The sequence below is a fragment of the Falsihalocynthiibacter arcticus genome (assembly GCF_000812665.2).
Taxonomy (GTDB): domain Bacteria; phylum Pseudomonadota; class Alphaproteobacteria; order Rhodobacterales; family Rhodobacteraceae; genus Falsihalocynthiibacter; species Falsihalocynthiibacter arcticus.
This window is the reverse complement of record NZ_CP014327.1, coordinates 2236057-2253282: the sequence shown is the minus strand read 5'-3', so window position 1 is coordinate 2253282 and position 17226 is coordinate 2236057. Positions and strand designations below refer to the sequence as shown.

Below are 17226 nucleotides of genomic sequence, written 5' to 3'. Positions count from 1 at the left end.
CTTGGTTATTTAGAATAAAGAGTGTCAGGGAGCCAGAGTACCAGCTGCGGGATAAGCGCCACAGCCAAGCACATGACAAGGATCAGCCCGATAAACGGCATAACGCCTCTGATGATCTGACCTGTGCGCACCTCTTTCGGCGCGATGGCGCGCAGGTAGAACAGGGCATATCCAAAGGGCGGTGTAAGGAATGACGTCTGCAAAACCAGCGCCACCAGAACGACGAACCACAACAGCGATACATCCGGCATTTCCTGAATGATCGGCAGGAAGATCGGGAAGGACAGCAGCACGATACCGGTCCAATCAAGGAATGCGCCAAGGATAAAGACGATAAACAGCATTGTTGCGATCAGCAGCCATGGGGCCATGTCAAAGTTGCGAATGATTTCCTGCGTGGCTCGCAAACCGCCGGTGATGTTGAACACGCCGGTAAAGGCGGTGGCCCCGACCACGATAAACAGGATCATCGCAGAGGTGCGTCCGGTTTCCAGCATCGCCGAATAGAAATTTGTCAGCGTGAACCTTCCGCGCATAATAACAATAACCAAGGCCAGCGCCGCGCCAATGGCGGAGGCTTCGGTAGCTGTAGCGATACCCGCCAGCAGTGAACCCAGAATACCGAGGATCAGGAGCAGCGGAGGTACGGCCTCGAATGCAAGCATCTTCATAAGGGCACCGCGCGCGATTTTTTCATCCGGCTCTACAGCAGGTGCGGATTTGGGATCGAAAATTGCCACAACAACAACCCAAGCTGCATAGAGCAAGCCTAGAAGGATGCCGGGGATCATCGCACCGGCGAATAATTCACCCACGGACAGCGGCGAATAGGACGCCATGAGGATCAGCATGATAGACGGGGAATGATAATGCCAAGACAACCCGAAGCAGCGATAACGCCAGTCGTCAGTGTAGGGGAATAGCCGTATTGCAGCATCGGACGAAGTGCCATCACGCCCATCACAGTGATGGAAGCGCCCACAATACCGGTCGTCGCAGCCAGCAAGATAGAGATGAACACCACTGCCAGTGCCAGACCGCCACGCACATTGGACAGCAGCAGGCGCAGAGCCTCGAACATTCGGTCCGTGACGCCGCTGTCGGATAGGAACCGGGCCATCAGAATGAACAGCGGAATGGCGATCAGGATAAAGTTTTCCAGAACCTCACCGTAAATACGGTTGATCACGATGCCCAGCACCATTGGTTTGCCCGCGATCAGTGCCCCTAGGACGGCCGTACCGCCCAAGACAAAGGCCAGCGGGTGCCCCATGAAAAGCCCCAACAGCAGCAAGCCGAACATACATAGAGCAATGATTTCAGGCGTCATGATGCGGAACCTCGCGGCCAAGAACAAGCTTCAGCACTTCGGCTATACCCTGTAAGAACAAAAGCCCCGCAGCCACAGCCATAGCCATTTTCAGCGGATAGACCGGCAGCTGGACAGACCCGTAAGTTGTCTCACCTTGGTTCCACGAGGTCATTCCGAAATCCCACGAACGGATCATGAAAACCCACGCAAACGGGAAGAAAAAGATGAGGTATCCGGCCACTTCGACCCAGCGGCGCGTCGACAAACTTAACCGTTCGGTCACAAGATCAACGCGCACATGCGCTTGATGCCGTAATGCATAACCGCCCAGCATCACGAAATAAAAGCCATAGAGCTGCTTGGTCACGTCAAACGCCCAACGGGTCGGATCATTGAAAACGTACCGCATGACCACATCATAAATGATAATAGCAGCAAAAACGACCGCCACAACGGACACAATTCTGCCAACGGCTTCGTTTAAATTATCAATAGCTTTGAGTATCATGGCGTCCCAGTCTTCGTAATTTACGAAAGCATGGACGCAAACACAGTCTTGTTACAAGCTCAATTTTGAGTTGATTTATAATCGATATGAGTGTGCCTGTTTCAGGAAGTTGTTAGCCAGCCCGAAACTTCGTTAAGCAATCATCGGGGGCGTTCAAAAACGCTCGTTTTTGGCACGTGCCCAAACCACCCCGATTTACGCTGTCACAAACGCCGTTCAAAACCAAAGCAGTTGTTGAAGGTTTTTGGTGCTACCATGATTGCAGACATTAGCTGCGCCGCAGAAATTCGGTAAAGAGGGCTCAGAGCCGCCGTTCGCTGCGATGAGTGTCAATGTCGGCTCTGGGCCGTTCGCGATATCTTCGCTGGAAGTTGGCTCGAGATTTTTCCGCAACCGCAGCATTCGTCACAAAGGGCGGTGGTTTCAACCGGTGGACGCAACACATGCATTGAAACGCTCTGCGGGGGTTTCGTATCCGAGCGTCATACGTGGTCGTTCGTTGAGCTGTCTTGCGACTGCGCTCAGCTTTGCTTGACTATGTATCGACAAATCTGTGCCCTTTGGAAGGTACTGTCGTAGCAGGCGGTTGGTATTTTCGTTTGAGCCGCGTTGCCAAGGACTGTGTGGATCGCACAAGAAGACATCGATCTTCGTGGCTAAGGTGAACTTCTTATGCCCGGCCATCTCACACCCACGGTCCCATGTCAGAGAGCGATACAGTTCTTTTGGCAACTTGCGTGACTGTTTGATCAAGGCCTGGATAACGCTGTTGCTGTCTTTGTTGCCAACCTTGGCCAGCATCACATAGCGCGTTTTTCGCTCGACAAGAGTAGCAATGAAACTGTTGCCGGAACCAGCGATGAGGTCTCCCTCCCAATGACCCGGCACGGCCCGATCTTCCACCTCGGCTGGTCTGTCACGGATTGATACCGCGTCGTTGAACTTACCTATTCCAGTGCGTTTTAATGTGGCGTGACGAGACCTTCGAATGGATCGGGTCGCTCGCAGGTGCTCCAGTAATTCCTTCTTAAGTACGCCACGTGTTTGGATAAATAGGCTTCGGTAAATAGTCTCATGCGACACCCGTTTGCCTTCTTCATCCGGATGTTTGCGCATCAACCAACCTGCAATTTGTTGTGGGGACCACTTGCGGGTCAGCTTGGCCGATATGGCGCGGCAGAGATAGGAATTCCCTGCCAGCTTGCAGGACTTTGGGCGGTGAGCACGATCCCAAGCGGCTGCATCTGATCGTGCCGCACGATAATCCTTGGCTCCGCCATTGCGCCTGACTTCACGGCTGATCGTCGAGGTTGGTCGCTTCAGGAATCTCGCAATTGATCGCAAAGACATCTCACCACGCAGACCCCTCGATATCTCCTCACGTTCAGTAAGGGTCAGCGCCAACCGCGATCTCACCCGCTCCGGTGGGCGGATGCCTCCCGTACGAGCCAGAAGCGGATAGATCGAAGACGATGCACGATTAAACCTGCGCCCAATCGAGCTCAAAGACTCTCCGCGCTGCCATCGATCCCACATCTCCGACTTCTGCGTCTCGGTATAAAACGTCCGTGTGCGATACTTCATCATAAACACTCCATCTTTCCAAAAAGATTAAAGTGTTGCGTCGACCGATTGAAATCACCGGACAAAGCGCCCCTTGGGCCGTAGTCAACCAATGGCCGCTTTCACTAGGCTGTAAGTGAAGTGAAATGCACTATGATCGGAACGGGTCTGCCAGACCTCGCCCTGAGTAAGCGTAACGCGTGATTACCAGCCTGCCCACGGAAACGAGGGCAGACCCGGTCAGCCGCACCAAAAAACCGCCAAGCAAAGCTGGCGATGGTGCCGATATGTGATAAAATGGATTCTTGAACCGCGCTCAGTCTCGACAGGCTCTGGCCAGTATGCGTAGATAAGAGCTTTGGGATCTACCCGCATGTGGCTTTATGACCGTGGATAAACCGAACCCGGATACCTCCCGCGACGATTCTGCCGGGCCGCACGTGTCGAATGCAATTCTAACCAGATATGGCCTTTTCGTGGTGTACACGTTCCTGATGACGCTTCCGGTGCTGGCTGCGCTTGTCATCTCACACGTCGGCGGGCCGTATTCTTGGGACGACGGTGCGATCACACTTGCATTCGGTCAGACACTTTTCGCAACAGGCGAATTTGCACTCAATGCATCCAGTCCGCGTGTCGAAGGCTCATCCAGCCTCCTGTTCGCGATATTGAGTGGCGGGGTGGTTCAAGGCCTGGCGCTCGACTTCAACGAAGCAGTGATCTCCTCAAGGGTGATTTCCGCAATATTTCTCGGCGCGACTTCCTGCCTGCTTTTCCATATCCTGCGACGGTATCTTTCCGTTCCTCATGCAGCGCTGATCAGCGCCCTCTATTGCCTGCTGCCGGTTCACTATGCCGAGGTCTTCAATGGCATGGAGATGACCGCCTTTGCGTTCTTCCTCCTCGTGTATTTCCATTTTCTGAACAAACGCCACCTTGTCGCGCTCGTGGTACTTCCATGCGTGCTCCTCATCCGCATCGAGGCTGGCTTCTATCTGCTTGTCGTTCTGGCCCTTGCAATTTGGAAAGCCCAGCCCCTCGACCGGGCCCGTTTTCTCCAGCACTTCGGTGCGACAGTTCTGATGCTCCTGGCGTTGCAGCTGTTCCGAACTCTTTATTTCGACTCGTTTGTTCCCAACACCATTCTGGCGAAGATGCATCCGCCATATAGCGCTTCGGGCCTTCGTGGAATCGAGCTCAAATTCCTGGGATTAATGGATTTCTTGAAACACTACGCCGTGCCAGTCATTACGATTCCCGTTCTATTTTTTCTGACAGGCCCGAAGAGACGGGTTCGGCCTGAGCACCTCCTCATCATCGCCTTTGGCCTGTTTGCGATATTGTCGGGCCGCAATTGGGGGTACGACGCCCGCATGACGCTCAGCTTGCTTGCACCGGCCATTGTCGGTGTGGCCGCTGCAAGCGATGCCCTCGCTGAAAAGGGCAAATCAGCGACCCTGTCCTTGCTGCCGGCAGCGTTGATCCTTCTTACAATCGCCGGGCATTCCGTAGGAAGCATTGGGTCAGTCAGGCAATTTCTCAGCGCGCTGGCCACCGGTGCAAGTTATTCCGAGTTTTCAGAAATGGATGTGTCCAACCTCGACCCGACCCAGCCCTATTCTCATGGGTTTTATGGCGTAACACCCGACAATTACCGGATCACGGGCGAAGCGGTGGAGGCTATGGCAGAGCGCCTTGATCTGCCTGTCATCAAGTTTGTCGTCCCCGATGTCGGCGGTCTCGGTCTTTGCTGCGACACCGTCGCGGTCATCGATATTGCTTTGCTGACCAACCCAGTTCTCGCAAAACAAGGGTATGCCGGGTTCGACGAATACCTTTCCAAAGTTGCTCCCGATCTCATCCAAACACATGAAGTTTGGTCACTCGTGACGGGAATGTATGACAGTCGATATTTTCAAGAGAACTTCACGCCGATAATCTTCCGAAATAATTTCATGTACTTAAGGAACGACCATGCCGAAACGCTTCTGTCGCGCGGCGACGCTACGCGCACTTCCTTTAGGGCATTCGACTTTGGAACCGTGCGGTACGGTGCCGATGTATCGAACGGTCTTTATTCCATAACCGAAAGCTCATTGTTGCAGGTCAGGTAAGCAGGCTAGGTTGCGGGCAAGGGTTTCAGACCTCTGCCTCAGACAGTGCTTTTCGCCACACTCGCCCTTTCCGACACGACAGCATTCGGCCTTCCGATACGCGAGGTCAGCCTTCGCCCTGCATGGTGCCGCCTAAGCGTCGCCCGCAAGAGATCCACTGAATCCAGGCGCCATGAATAACCGCAAATCGGTCTCAGATGTATCGTTCTCGAGCTCTATCCGTGTGGTATTGAGACGAAGCATCTCGACGACGCCTTCATCATTTTGGCGGACGACAGCTAGCCGAACTTCCTTTGCCGATATTTCACAGCCGCATACTACCATTTGCTATTCCTTTATGTGAAATATGTGAAAATTCCACATTCTCATTTATATCTGTTCTGGTGATCCAAATACGAGGTGCTGCGTTTCAAAGTGGGCAAACGAATTTACGACCGGTGAATGAGCCGTAAACTTGGTTATTTTAAGTGGAATCGGCAAAACTCATAACTTCGCCATATCCAGCGGTTTCTGATCGGGATTTAGGCGCACCATGGACAGGTTTAATGCTGCTGCCACAGTGACCCAAACTAAATACGGCATGAACGCCAGCCCGGCCCATGTGTCCAATTGCCAATGGGTTATTGTCGCACCCAGAACCGCAAACCACAGGCAGGCCATGATTAGGATCGAGGCTCGTAGATGTCGCAGCCCAAAGAATACCGGCGTCCAAAGAGTGTTGAGCACGATCTGAATGGCCCAGAATGCCATCGCGTATGCGTTGCCTTCCACACCAGCCACCCGAGCGCCTGCGAATGCGATCAGCAGATAGATGGTCGTCCAAGCCACCGGAAATAACCAGTTTGGAGGCACCCACAAAGGCTTATTCAACCCTATGTACCAAGCCCCCGTTGGAAACAACGCACCAGTCGCCCCAGCGCCAATTGTCGCAGCAAGAAACAGGAAGAATAGCAGGATATCCATGGAAAGCACCTTTCAAGTTATCCAATACCACTATTCCATCGGGCGCGCTCTGCCAATCACTGCGTCACACAAACCAATTCCGACTGCGAACCAACAGGTTCGTTGGTTAATCTTCCTGCTGGATCAGTCCGCTGCGATCACGCAAGTGCCCCTTAGTTAGATGAAGGCCGCTCATAGCAGCTATTTGTTAACCACCAGTGCGGCTGCCAGCTGCCGTACCAAAACCGATAAGCATTGCAAATCCAGGCAACCCCACCTCATCGACGGGGTCGAGAAAGCTCACCCTCTAGCGTGTGCCGCTTCGAAGGAGCTGGCGAGCAAGCAACAAATCTCAGTGTTGCCTTGTTCCCTGGGGTTTCCCTTTACGGCCAGATTAAGAACCAGCTGGGCTTCGCCCATTTCAACTATCTTTTCTGATTTCGCTTTCGATCCATTGGTAATGGAGCGCAGCATTTTGGCGAGGCCGATGACGGCAATGTGGACAAAGTTAGCTTTCGCTGCAAATGCACTAATCTCCTCATCAAATCGCCCATATCTCGCCGCATTCAAGAGCTATTGAAATTTATGAACAGTATTACCGCTTCGGTATGATTTGGAAATTTGCAATGACAGTACCCATTTTAAGGAAGACAGCCGTGAGGGTCCTTTTTGTGCTGCAGGAATGTGATAAATGACGACCTTTTCGATAGACGGCGGTGATTCTACGACATTCATCGATACGACGCCGGGCGGTGGCTTGGTGATTGACTTTGTTGGACTCGACAACAGTCTCAGTGTCCAAATCAATGGCGTCGATCTATTTGTCGGTGGCCCGGGAGGCGCACCAAATGAACTCCAGTTCCAGACAGGCAGCACTTCAGGTCAGACAGTTCGATTTGCTGATGGAGATCAATATGGAACCGATACACCTGAAATTTGGCAGCTTGGTAATACTGGTCCTGAACCCGTATTCCGACTAGAGATAAGTCCAGACGGGACGATAGCAATATTTGGCGTAAAGGCGGATGATGGATCACTCGAACCCCTAGAGCTTTTCAACGGGTTAACGGCAAACACAGCGGCGATTGATGCTGCTTGGAACGATAGTGGTACAAATTCAATCGTTTTAGACCAGATTGTAACCGGCCCCACGAACGCAAGCGGCGAATTCACGGATGTCCCATGCTTTTCATCAGGAACATTGATTGAGACGTTGCAAGGCCCTAAACCCGTTGAAGGTTTAAAACTGGGCGATATGGTTCTCACATATGAAGGTGACTATGAGCCAATTCGTTGGATCGGCGCTCGTAGCTTAAGTGCTGCCCAACTTCAAGCCCACCCAAAGCTCAAACCTATACTGATACGTTCGGGGGCATTGGGAGTAGGATACCCCATTCAGGATTTAAGTGTATCGCCACAACACCGTGTTCTCGTGTCTTCAAGGATTGCTATGCGGATGTTTGGGTCCAAAGACGTCTTGATCCCTGCGCACAAATTGCTTCCATTGGCCGGAATTGATGTCTTGAACAACACGACGGAGGGCGTGGAGTATTGGCATTTTTTGTTTGATGATCATCAGGTCGTCTGGTCCAACGGAGCCCCAACAGAAAGCCTGTTTACAGGGCCAGAAGCACTGAACGCTCTGTCTCCTGAAGGGCGTGAAGAAGTACACACCTTGTTTCCTGAGACCCGCAAACCAAATTTCAAGCCGAATTCGGCCCGTCACATACCTGAAAAGGGCATGCGTATGAAAAAGTTAGTTCAGAGACATCAAGCGAATAATGTTCCTTTGTATTGCTAACCGTGTGCGCGCCACCAAGGTCTGCCAAACCGCGGGTTGATTGCTTTTGTTATGGCTGCGTAGAAGAAACCTTTCTTCACTATGAAAAAGCAATGGTCAGTTTGGGCTCTTGGCGGACTTTAGCTGCTTTTGCACAACTTGTGATATACGGTTCTGTCAACGTCGGGTTGTCGCTGTGGGAGGGTATGGCGGATCGGAGGATCTCTCATGCAAACACTAAATTTACCTGCCACTCGTGCGCTTCGGCCCGCTTGGAACAAAGGTCGCATCGTCGGTCAGAAGCTTCCCCTAAAACCTAAACATGTTTGGGCCATCCGTGTCAGGCTGGAACTGGCTGAAAACCGTCGTGATCTTGCCCTGTTCAACTTGGCCATCGATAGCAAACTGCGCGGCTGTGATCTTGTCCGGATGAAAGTCGTGGATGTAATGGCATCGGCGCAGATCCAGGCGCGGGCGTCCGTTCTGCAAAGCAAAACTCAAAAACCGGTTCGGTTTGAGATTTCGGAGGGCACCCGCGCATCGGTCGCCAAGTGGATGGAAGATCCGCTGATGGTCGGATCCGAATTTCTTTGGCCTGGGCGTTTCCAAGAACGGCTTCACATCTCAACACGCCAATATGCCCAGATTGTGCGCGGTTGGGTTTCTTCCATAGGGTTGGAAGTCACCGCTTTCCGCCCTTAGTAACGAATGCTGCGTTTGCATAAAAATTCCGAGACAACTCTTAGTGCAGTTGTCGCTTTCGGCCCAAATGTATGTACCGGCTACTGTTTGCAAATGATTTTTTCACATGTTCTCGGAAGTCGCTCATATGTATCCGGCCTGTTGATCGACACGCGGGTCGTGGCCACATTGGGGTTACGCTCGCACCGTGATCTCATTAGCGGAAAGGCCTATGATGACCATTTGGGCCGTCAGATTCTGGGGGCGTAATATTTCCGTTCCATGCTTTTATCTTTCGCGAACTCCTTAGGGTCGTGGCAGGGTGTTAAACTCCGACAGCAACCTCGTCTCTTGGTGCATCGAATGTGGTGCCGTGGTGCAGGACGCTCCAGGCGGTTCGAGCAAGTTTATTGGCAAGCGCAACAGCGAGTTTGTTGCGATGCATGCGGGGCTCGGCTCTGATCAGCCATTCACCAAAGCTGAAGTCCGGCCAGCGATGCGGGCGCATTAGGATCACTTTGGCGGCCTGCACAAACAGCATCCGTAAATATCGACTGCCAGGTTTTGAGATCCGGCCCAGCACGGTTCGTCCACCCGTACTGTATTGTCGTGGCACCAAACCAACCCAGGCGGCAAAATCACGTCCTCTATCAAACGCATCCCCTGTACCGATGGCCGCAACCATGGCCGTGGAAATCATCGGGCCGATGCCCGGGATCGTCATGACGTTCACACAGTTCTCTTCGGCGCGGCTGATCTGCTCGATCTCGGTGGAAACTGCGTCGATCCGGTCATCCATCCACATCCAGTCACCGTAGAGGCCGATCAGGATCTTGCGCATCCGAGGCGATATCTCATCTTTGCGTTCTTCAAGGATTGTCAGAAACGAATTCTTCAGGGCCCGCAGACCCTTGCGAACCGTGATCCCTTGTTCAATCAGAAACGCCCGGATCTGATTAATCGTCGCCGTGCGCCGCGACACCAAGCGCGATCTAACCCGATGCAGGGCTTGCAGGTCAAGCTGATCTTGGCTCTTCTCTGGAACGCTTTTCAAATTCGGACGAAGCGCCGCTTCTGCGATGGCTTCCGCATCGTTGTAATCGTTTTTCTGACCCTTATTGAACGGCTTAACGTAGATGGCGGGAATGATCCGTGGCTCAAACCCCATCTTGCGCAGCGCCCGACTAACAAAATGAGCGCTAAGACAGGCTTCCATCCCAACGATGCAGGATGGCAGTTCCTCAAATGTCTTTTCCAACGCCATCCGTTTGATCTTTTTGCGCACAACAACATTTCCATCAGGATCAAATCCAACCAAATGGAACACGTCCTTCCCGATATCTATACCAACTGACATCAACGCCTCGATCTTGATTCCCTTCTTCGAATTCATGGCTACTTCTCCTCTGTTAACGGGTGAAACAAGCACAGTTTAACCCGATGGGGGCGTAGCCGGTACATCCCATTACCGGACCTTGATGGCCTGAGCAGCGAACGGCCGGAAAGAGCCCGCTTTGCAGATTGCCGCAATCGCAACGAATGTCGGCTATGCTGGAATTTCTTCAATCGTGAAACCCGGCGCATGGAGATCGGTGGATGAAAGCGTAAAAATCTCGAACCCATCGGCGGTCACCCCAATTGAGTGTTCGAATTGTGCCGATAGAGACTTGTCCCGCGTCACGGCGGTCCAGTCATCCGCAAGCATTTTCACGTCGCCTCGCCCAAGGTTAATCATCGGCTCAACTGTGAAGATCATGCCCTCACGCAACTCCAGACCTGTGCCTTCTTTGCCGAAGTTCAGAATATTTGGGGAGTCGTGAAAGACTTGGCCAATGCCGTGGCCACAGAAATCGCGCACGACTGAGCAACGTTCCGAATGTGCATAGTTCTGTATTGCATGGCCAATATCGCCCAACCGCGCACCAGGACGCACGGCCTTTATCCCCTGCACCATCGCCTCGTGGGCAATCTGGACAAGTCGTTCAGACGCTCGCTTCGGTTTTCCGACAGCATACATTCGGCTGGTGTCACCAAACCAACCATCAAGGATTAGCGTCACGTCGATGTTCACAATATCGCCGTCGCGCATCTTTTTCTTGTTTGGAAAACCGTGACAGACCACGTGATTGACCGACGTGCAGCAGGCATATTCATACCCTTGGTAGCCGAGGGTCGCAGGTGTCGCGCCATGTGTCGCGGCAAAATCGAGAACGAAGGTGTTGATGGCAGACAGAGGCATACCGTCACTGACAAGATCTGCCACGTCATCCAGACATTTAGCAGTCAAAGCTCCAGCACGGCGCATTCCCTCGAAAGCATCCGGCCCGTAAAGCTTTATACTATCGGTTCTGCACGCGTTTTTTGCCGGCGGCGCAACAGGCACGTTGATATAAGTGGCCATCCATTTTTCTTTCCAAGTATTCTGCGTTTTACAACTGGGAGACGTTTGACTGGCCCCTGTCTTAACTGTATACGAATCGTATATGTTTTATATGGCCCAATAGGAGGCGCGTCGATGGGGATCGTAAAAATTGGAGATGAACTGCATGAAGAACTGCGCAAGTGCAGTGGCGTTATGTGCAGGTCGATCAATGCCCAGGCTGAGTTCTGGATGAAAGTAGGAATGCTGGCCGAGGCCAATCCGACTTTATCTTTCACCGAGATAATCGCCCAGCAGCTCAAAGATGCAGATGTGCAACTGCCACAGATTGTGGCAGCTTGATAACCGACGCCACCTCAATCTTGCATGGAACGCGCAAAGCAGCCATTCATGCTATGATGCAGAACGGCAGCAATGTCCGCGCAGCAGACCTCGGCGCAGAGCGCAGCGAATGTCCGCAATCCGCGGCGATCTCAACCGGTCGACGCAACACACTCTGCGAACTTCTCTGCTGGCGTTTGATATTGCAAGGTCTTGCGAGGGCGTTCGTTGAGTTGCCTTGCGATTGCACTGAGCTTTGCTTGGGAATGGACCGATAAGTCGGTACCGCGCGGCAAATACTGCCTCAAAAGCCGGTTGGTGTTTTCGTTTGATCCGCGTTGCCAAGGCGACTGTGGGTCGCAAAAGTAGACATCAACATCCGTGGCCAACGTAAAGCGCGGATGATCTGCCAGCTCTTTTCCGCGATCCCATGTCAGAGATTTGTAAAGCTCACGGGGCAGCTTCTGAGCCGACTTGATCAGCGCCGTGACGACACTCTCGGTGTCTTTGTTGGCGACTTTAACCAGCATCACGTACCGTGAATGCCGCTCAACGAGGGTTGCGATATAGCTGTTCTTGGATCCGCCAATCAAGTCGCCTTCCCAGTGGCCCGGAACGGCCCGATCTTCGACGGACGCAGGCCTTTCGCTGATAGATACAGCATTCTTAATCTGGCCATTCCCGTTGCGCTTCTGGCTGGCGTGTTTGGAGCGCCTGACAGTCCGTCTTGCGCGCAGATGCTCCAGGAGTTCCTTTTTAAGGACGCCTCGCGCCTGTATATAAAGGATTCTGTAGATCGTTTCGTGTGACACCTGTTTGTGTGCCTCTCCTGGGAAAGCGCGTTTGAGCCAGCCCGCAACCTGCTCGGGAGACCACTTGCGCCGCAGCTTTGCTGATACTGCGCAGGCCAACTTCGGGTGACAAGCCAGCTTGCAAATCTTGGGACGCCGCGCGCGATCCCACGCCGCTTGATCAGACGCGATTGCACGATAACCTGCAAGGCCACCATTGCGCCGCACCTCTCGGCTGATCGTCGAGGGCGCACGTCGCAACTGATGCGCAATCGCACGCAAGGACTGCTCGGTGCTCAGCCCGCGGGATATTTCCTCGCGCTCAGAAAGGCTCAATGCAACGTGCCCGCGTCTGCGATCTGGTGGGCGTATCCCACCCGTTGGTGAGATCACGGAAAAGACTGAGGATGATTGGCGATCAAAAACGCGCCCAATCGACCTCATCGACTCGCCTCGCTGCCACCAATCCCAAATCTCAGCACGCGGTTCAGTTGAATAATAAATCCTACGACGATATTTCATGGCAAACACTCCATCTCTTCCTAAAGATTAAAGTGTTGCGTCGACCAGTTGAGGCCACCGCCATTTAAGTCGAAATATACATGGTGCAGAAATTGGGCCAAATACCTTACCCGTCAATGTCGCTATTCGTGGCAAGCTACAGTGATACTTTACAGGCAGGCCCAAATGTAGGCCAGATTGTAGGCCAAATTGTAGGCCAAATTGTAGGCCAAAACGGAGCCGACTTCTTGATTCAAGTCGCGTCAAAACTGATCATTCTGAACCTAGAACTGGTTTATTTGTTTAAAAACAAAACCTTGCAAGGAACGCCTTCGATCCGCGAATTGAAAAACAAGGGGACTTTTGGCGGAGGAGATGCGACCCCCATCGAACCATCTCTGTCCTCATGCGTTTCAATCGTAAAGTTGTCTCTAAATTGAGTTCTAGTAGTCAAAATAGCAGCGCCTAAGAAGCTTGATAGGAGCATTTGATATGAGAGTATTCTTGGCCTTTGGAAGCGAAAAGCTGTGAAGCCGACGTACTGGCAACTATCAAAAGCACGACGACAAGGCTAACTTTCTAAGATCGATTGACTATCATCTGAACTGGCGTTCGGCAACTTTGGTGAAGTGGTATCAAATCGTGACCGTTCCAAACAATCAAAGAGGATGTGTTTTCTGGGATTCAAACAGACGTCATTGCCGCTTGAAATACAAATGCTACATTCTAGGGTGAAACGGCGCGGCGATTTTATGAGCGAGGAAATACAGTTTTGCAATTTCAAAAAAAAGAACAATATCGCCGGCAAGAGATCTGGGAACTTGTCAAAGGAAAAGAAGAAAAAATTAGCCGCAACTTTCAGCAGTCCGGATACGAAAGGATCGATGACAATCTTTTCGCATTCGTGAACATTGGCTACCAGGGCCACGCAGGGCAAGCATTTCCCAATCAATACGACACTGATACCGAAAGGCTACTTTGGTATGGAAAAAAAGAAACACATTCCAAACAGCCATTGATGAAACGGCTCATAGATGGAGCTATTACTTTTTATTGCTTCGCACGGTGGAATGATGATCCGAACTTCACTTTCTTAGGAACCGGAAAACTAGTCAACTATCGCGATAATTTCACCGAGGTATTTAACAAGGACGGAACGCAGACATTCTGCCTCGAACTAGAATTCGATTTGGGTGACAATTCCATTCATCCCGCATGGATAAACAACTTTGACGCCTCATTTGAAGCGGAACCTCCTGACACCAAGGAAGGCAAAGAGAAATACGTTCGCCACAAAACTAGAGAACGCGACCCTGCGGTCGTAAAGGCAAAAAAGGATGAATTTCAGAAAGAACACGGTCGTGTTTTTTGCGAAGCATGCGGCTTTGATTTCAAAAAGACGTATGGAGCACGTGGTGATGCATTTATCGAATGCCACCATAACGTACCTTTGCATTCAATACTGGGCGAAACCCAGACAAAGACTTCAGACCTGACTTTACTTTGTTCCAACTGCCACAGGATGGTTCATAGAAAGAAAGACTGGCTAACCCTCCCGCAATTAAAAAGCCTGATGGAACGCAACTAAAGCTTTAAACGTGTGATCGGGCGCACAGCAGTTGGCTAAGGAAATTCAGAGTACGATATACGTACAGAAAAGCGCCAGTAAACAGGATTTACAAGACTATGCGTTGCCATCAATCTGATCGTCCGATGCCGAATGCTTTCTCCCGATTGCAGTGAGGGCTCTGCGCAGCCCTCGCCCAGCGCGTCCCGCTTCTTTCAATCCCCCTGTAGTCTTTGTTTCGATACGCAGGCGGTTTCTTTGCGTATTGAGTGCGGGTCCGATGAGGCTAACGATACGGGCGCGCAACCGGTCAACGTTCCAATCAGGCTCGGTGAGCACAATGGGTATCGTATTGGCTGTTGCGCTGGGGTCTGCAATGTCCTGCTGTACGGCCAACACGACCTGAGACACGCTTTCCATGGCATCTTCGGTCAGGCAACCTTCGGGAAAGGGCCAAGACTTCTGCAGTTCATCTACACAAGAGACAACAACAACGAACGGTGGCATCCTTCGCCGCGGATCTTTAGAGACGATTTCTCGTAGTGCGGCGATCGCCGACCTATCGATTTCGCGCGAGGGCCTGCTAGCACGGACTACCCAGACGATTAGGTCCGCTTGCGACAGCTCATCAAAAACCATTTTGGTAGGCTTGAGCGACCCATCAAGTCCCGGCGTATCGAGAAGCATTGAGTCCACCCCTTCGAAGTTGATGGGATAAGTCTTTGCCTCAGAAGTAGTTGCTATTACGTCAACTTCGGCGAGATCACTTCCAAGAAGCGCGTTGATCAAGCTCGACTTACCGACGCTGAGCTGTCCGGCAACAGCGATGCGGAGAGGCATGTCGCTTGCAGCAAGTCGCTCCCGATCGAGGTTACTTGAAGCAAGGCTTAGATCAAGCAGTTCAGAATCGGAGAACCTCAATCTCCCCGAGTAGAGCTCGACCGCCGCCGCAGCCACCTCCTCAAGGAGAAGAGCCTGAATAATGGATGCGCCTTCGCTCGTTATAAACGATGAGTGACCTTCCGCGATTACGCCCTCGATCTCGCGCAGGATGGCAGTGGGGAGCGACTTGATCGCTCGGAGCACTCGCCATGCGTTCCGGCCGTGCTTCTTGACCTTCCAGGCAATGTCGCGACGTTCCCACAGCCACAGGAGAGTGCCAACCGAGATGCTGTCTGAGAACGGAACTTTGTCCCGAATTTCAGATCGTAGGCGGATTGTGACACGATCAAAGAGAAGCAAGGCTTCGGGCAGCGTAAAATTGAGAACCCCTTGGTCGCCCTTGCCAGAGGCCGACGCGACCATGTGAATCACTTCCTGGGCAATCGGCTGAAGGTCTTCCCACGGCAAGGGGCCCCTTGTTTTCTCTTCGATAAATGTCTGCGCGGCCTTGAATGCCTCAATTTCGCGGGCACTCCAAGATGAATCGATCCGGGCGTGCATCTGATTGGGACGGGGTGTGTTTTCAGTGTCTTTGGTGCGCAACCATAATCTTGGAGAACGGATGAGTGCGACCACCCCGCCAAGCGAGATCGAAGCAACGATGAATTCGACGACCCAGCCATGTTCAATCATCCATGCGAAGCCAGCGACCATAACTACCACCAACGGCACCGCTAGAGCTGCGAATGCCAGAAGTCTATCCCAGCGCAGCAAGGCAGGACGAATGCGCTCAATCAGCTTCATCTGAGGACCTATTGAATGCGCGTTGGTAGACTTTGCGTAGTTCGTCTTCGTTAGGCGAGCTGCCGTTAGCTTTTCGAAACAAGAAGTAGGCAGCGGCGCGACCTAGAGCGTAAGTGGAAGCGAAGCTGATCGCACTGGCAGTCGCCGCACCAACGGTCTGACCGAAGACTGGAACAAGCTTCGCGAACTCGCGAAGGGCAAAGCTCGTCGCGTATCTAGCTCCGATGCTGAGCCCCATGGTGCTTAGGAACGCCGCACCAACCTTACGGTCCCACTTCACTCCGTAGCGGCGCCCGAGCTCATGCAACATCTTTAACTGTGTTGCCGGCACCGCGGCAATACCTACGATCGGAGCAAAATCGCTCGTAGCGGCAACGCCCGCATAGGACAGAACAAAGCGTTTATGGTTCTGAAACTCGATCTGTTCAGCATCTCTGGAGTGGTTCTTCTCGAGCAGAAGCCCGGCAGCAGGCAAAATACCCAACAAGTGCTGATTGAGTGCATCGAGCCCCTCTACATCCTTAGGTAAACTCGGTGCTAGTGACAAAGTGACTACGGGAAGGTCGTACTTTGCGGCCTGACTCATCTGAGCGGTAATTATGCGCTCAGCTCGCCCCCGAGCATCCAAGTCGATGATAAGGTCCTTGCCGGTCAGTACGAGAATGGCGCGCATCCTCTTTTCCTGGCGCACGATATCAGAAAGGGCATCTGAGACCGTGCCTTGCACAGGGTCATTTAGTTGGCACACAACGATCAGGGCATGACTTCTATCGCGGCAAACTTCCAGATCTTGGGCTGGGTCGTAGCCAGCCTCGCCCAAGCCGCGTGTATCTAGAAAACGCACGAGAGGCTGCTCAGGGGGGTAGTCGTAGCTATGCGCAGAGCGTGTGCAGGGTTGGAATCCATTGCCGACCTGTACATCGGATTGCTCGGTCAGAGCGCGAACGAGGGATGACTTTCCCGCCCCGGTTTTGCCGAGAAGCCAGACGACAGGAAGGGCTATTTCGCCCGTCTCGTCGGATGGTTGGCTCCTGGAGCGCCAAAATAATTTGTTCAACATCTTATGTCCGATCGGCGGTT

Annotated in this window: 14 protein-coding genes and 2 pseudogenes; 6 read left to right on the top strand and 10 right to left on the bottom strand. The window is 52.5% G+C overall.

What is annotated here, in order from left to right; genetic code table 11:
• Nucleotides 1-5: 5 nt before the first annotated feature.
• From RC74_RS11165 to RC74_RS11155, 3 genes and pseudogenes are all read right to left on the bottom strand, one after another.
• Nucleotides 6-1330 (bottom strand): annotated as a pseudogene (locus tag RC74_RS11165) (TRAP transporter large permease).
• A complete protein-coding gene (locus tag RC74_RS11160) occupies nucleotides 1320-1820 on the bottom strand; it encodes a TRAP transporter small permease subunit (RefSeq protein ID WP_039001710.1) in 501 nt (166 codons plus the stop codon). Before RC74_RS11160 ends, RC74_RS11165 begins: the two are co-directional and overlap by 11 nt.
• A 423-nt stretch (nucleotides 1821-2243) precedes the next feature.
• Nucleotides 2244-3404, bottom strand: a complete 1161-nt coding sequence (locus tag RC74_RS11155) for an IS30 family transposase (RefSeq protein ID WP_039001740.1) — start codon at nucleotides 3402-3404, stop codon at nucleotides 2244-2246.
• A gap of 362 nt (nucleotides 3405-3766) precedes the next feature.
• Between RC74_RS11155 and RC74_RS11150 the strand changes: the two genes are divergently transcribed.
• Nucleotides 3767-5497: a hypothetical protein gene (locus tag RC74_RS11150; protein ID WP_039001708.1), complete on the top strand. Its 1731-nt coding sequence runs from the start codon at nucleotides 3767-3769 to the stop codon at nucleotides 5495-5497.
• 132 nt (nucleotides 5498-5629) lie between these two features.
• Here the strand turns inward: RC74_RS11150 and RC74_RS11145 are convergent, their stop codons facing one another.
• Both RC74_RS11145 and tspO read right to left on the bottom strand, forming a co-directional pair.
• Complete coding sequence (locus RC74_RS11145; protein WP_039001707.1) at nucleotides 5630-5821, bottom strand: DUF3010 family protein; 192 nt, start codon at nucleotides 5819-5821, stop codon at nucleotides 5630-5632.
• 159 nt (nucleotides 5822-5980) lie between these two features.
• A complete protein-coding gene (gene tspO, locus RC74_RS11140) occupies nucleotides 5981-6460 on the bottom strand; it encodes a tryptophan-rich sensory protein TspO (RefSeq protein WP_039001706.1) in 480 nt (159 codons plus the stop codon).
• Nucleotides 6461-7130: 670 nt separating this feature from the next.
• On the opposite strand from tspO, the gene RC74_RS21725 reads away from it, so the two are divergent.
• The 3 genes and pseudogenes from RC74_RS21725 to RC74_RS22175 all read left to right on the top strand — a co-directional run bounded on the left by RC74_RS21725 (nucleotide 7131) and on the right by RC74_RS22175 (nucleotide 9170).
• The gene (locus tag RC74_RS21725) at nucleotides 7131-8240 is read left to right on the top strand and encodes a Hint domain-containing protein (protein ID WP_082802258.1); all 1110 of its coding nucleotides are present in this window, start codon (nucleotides 7131-7133) and stop codon (nucleotides 8238-8240) included.
• A gap of 207 nt (nucleotides 8241-8447) precedes the next feature.
• Nucleotides 8448-8912 (top strand): annotated as a pseudogene (locus RC74_RS11125) (site-specific integrase); the annotation flags it as partial.
• A 102-nt stretch (nucleotides 8913-9014) separates the two neighbouring features.
• Nucleotides 9015-9170, top strand: a complete 156-nt coding sequence (locus RC74_RS22175) for a hypothetical protein (protein ID WP_156477447.1) — start codon at nucleotides 9015-9017, stop codon at nucleotides 9168-9170.
• A gap of 55 nt (nucleotides 9171-9225) precedes the next feature.
• Here the strand turns inward: RC74_RS22175 and RC74_RS11115 are convergent, their stop codons facing one another.
• Both RC74_RS11115 and map read right to left on the bottom strand, forming a co-directional pair.
• Complete coding sequence (locus tag RC74_RS11115) at nucleotides 9226-10293, bottom strand: IS110 family RNA-guided transposase (protein WP_062628219.1); 1068 nt, start codon at nucleotides 10291-10293, stop codon at nucleotides 9226-9228.
• A gap of 153 nt (nucleotides 10294-10446) precedes the next feature.
• Nucleotides 10447-11301, bottom strand: coding sequence for a type I methionyl aminopeptidase (gene map / locus RC74_RS11110; protein WP_039000039.1), 855 nt, complete (start codon nucleotides 11299-11301; stop codon nucleotides 10447-10449).
• Nucleotides 11302-11415: 114 nt separating this feature from the next.
• Between map and RC74_RS11105 the strand changes: the two genes are divergently transcribed.
• A complete protein-coding gene (locus tag RC74_RS11105; protein ID WP_039000038.1) occupies nucleotides 11416-11622 on the top strand; it encodes a ParD-like family protein in 207 nt (68 codons plus the stop codon).
• Nucleotides 11623-11753: 131 nt separating this feature from the next.
• On the opposite strand, the gene RC74_RS11100 is transcribed toward RC74_RS11105, so the two are convergent.
• Nucleotides 11754-12914 (bottom strand): IS30 family transposase, encoded by a 1161-nt coding sequence (locus tag RC74_RS11100; protein WP_062628218.1) that lies wholly within the window; start codon nucleotides 12912-12914, stop codon nucleotides 11754-11756.
• 751 nt (nucleotides 12915-13665) lie between these two features.
• On the opposite strand from RC74_RS11100, the gene RC74_RS11090 reads away from it, so the two are divergent.
• On the top strand, nucleotides 13666-14481 hold the full coding sequence (locus tag RC74_RS11090) for an HNH endonuclease (RefSeq protein ID WP_062628216.1): 816 nt from the start codon (nucleotides 13666-13668) through the stop codon (nucleotides 14479-14481).
• Between the two features lie 96 nt (nucleotides 14482-14577).
• Here the strand turns inward: RC74_RS11090 and RC74_RS11085 are convergent, their stop codons facing one another.
• Both RC74_RS11085 and RC74_RS11080 read right to left on the bottom strand, forming a co-directional pair.
• On the bottom strand, nucleotides 14578-16146 hold the full coding sequence (locus RC74_RS11085; RefSeq protein WP_039004189.1) for a GTPase family protein: 1569 nt from the start codon (nucleotides 16144-16146) through the stop codon (nucleotides 14578-14580).
• Nucleotides 16133-17206 carry a YcjF family protein gene (locus RC74_RS11080; protein WP_052275105.1) on the bottom strand — a complete coding sequence of 358 codons (1074 nt, stop codon included), beginning with the start codon at nucleotides 17204-17206 and terminating at the stop codon, nucleotides 16133-16135. The genes RC74_RS11085 and RC74_RS11080 overlap by 14 nt, the downstream gene beginning before the upstream one ends.
• Between the last annotated feature and the right edge of the window lie 20 nt (nucleotides 17207-17226).

Coding starts and splice junctions, on each gene's coding strand:
- RC74_RS11160 (WP_039001710.1), bottom strand. CDS start 1,820: ATGATACTCAAAGCTATTGATAATTTAAACGAAGCCGTTGGCAGAATT.
- RC74_RS11150 (WP_039001708.1), top strand. CDS start 3,767: ATGACCGTGGATAAACCGAACCCGGATACCTCCCGCGACGATTCTGCC.
- RC74_RS11155 (WP_039001740.1), bottom strand. CDS start 3,404: ATGAAGTATCGCACACGGACGTTTTATACCGAGACGCAGAAGTCGGAG.
- map (WP_039000039.1), bottom strand. CDS start 11,301: ATGGCCACTTATATCAACGTGCCTGTTGCGCCGCCGGCAAAAAACGCG.
- RC74_RS21725 (WP_082802258.1), top strand. CDS start 7,131: ATGACGACCTTTTCGATAGACGGCGGTGATTCTACGACATTCATCGAT.
- RC74_RS11105 (WP_039000038.1), top strand. CDS start 11,416: ATGGGGATCGTAAAAATTGGAGATGAACTGCATGAAGAACTGCGCAAG.
- RC74_RS11145 (WP_039001707.1), bottom strand. CDS start 5,821: ATGGTAGTATGCGGCTGTGAAATATCGGCAAAGGAAGTTCGGCTAGCT.
- tspO (WP_039001706.1), bottom strand. CDS start 6,460: ATGGATATCCTGCTATTCTTCCTGTTTCTTGCTGCGACAATTGGCGCT.
- RC74_RS11080 (WP_052275105.1), bottom strand. CDS start 17,206: ATGTTGAACAAATTATTTTGGCGCTCCAGGAGCCAACCATCCGACGAG.
- RC74_RS11085 (WP_039004189.1), bottom strand. CDS start 16,146: ATGAAGCTGATTGAGCGCATTCGTCCTGCCTTGCTGCGCTGGGATAGA.
- RC74_RS11100 (WP_062628218.1), bottom strand. CDS start 12,914: ATGAAATATCGTCGTAGGATTTATTATTCAACTGAACCGCGTGCTGAG.
- RC74_RS11115 (WP_062628219.1), bottom strand. CDS start 10,293: ATGAATTCGAAGAAGGGAATCAAGATCGAGGCGTTGATGTCAGTTGGT.
- RC74_RS22175 (WP_156477447.1), top strand. CDS start 9,015: ATGATTTTTTCACATGTTCTCGGAAGTCGCTCATATGTATCCGGCCTG.